General features: G+C 36.5%; 1 protein-coding gene. It reads right to left on the reverse strand.

Annotated features, from left to right (window positions below; genetic code table 11):
- The coding region (locus PG418_RS19115) for a helix-turn-helix domain-containing protein (RefSeq protein ID WP_498837897.1) at positions 1-155 on the reverse strand (155 nt) is incomplete at its 3' end.
- Between the last annotated feature and the right edge of the window lie 396 nt (positions 156-551).

A 551-nucleotide genomic window follows, 5' to 3' on the forward strand; every position in this document is an offset into this window, starting at 1 on the left:
AAGGAAACATTGAAGTCTTGTTCCCGTTTGATAATATCCATGATATAGGGCTCGGTGTGGTCAATATACTTCCATTCTCCCGACAATAATTCATTGGGCGTTACACCCAGCACGTCCATTATCTTCTCTAACGTATCAAAGGTAGGATAATTCACGCCACGTTCAATCTTGGAAAGGCAATATTGATACCGATTTTGTCCGCAAGTTCCTGTTGTTTCATTCCTCTGTGTTTTCTTATGGTCTGTATGTTTTCTCCTAAGAAACTGATTTTCTTTTCATAATGCTCCATAACTTAGTATAACCGCTCCTTTCGTTGCTTTTCTTGGTATTTATAAGCATATCATACTTAATCTATATCTAAAAGTCAACAAAAACTTCTTGACAAGTAATTCTAATGGAGTTATTATCGTATTAGACAGAGTGATTAAGCACGCTAGGGTCAATCACACGCTTGAGTAAGCATATAAAATATATATTTTCACTTTGATAGCATGAATAAGCATGGACTATCAGACCGAAAATAAGGTTTCTGACTGGGGCTGTTCCGTTTA

The sequence above is a fragment of the Bariatricus sp. TF06-38A genome, assembly GCF_027690675.1.
In the GTDB taxonomy this organism is placed as follows: domain Bacteria; phylum Bacillota; class Clostridia; order Lachnospirales; family Lachnospiraceae; genus Allocoprococcus; species Allocoprococcus comes.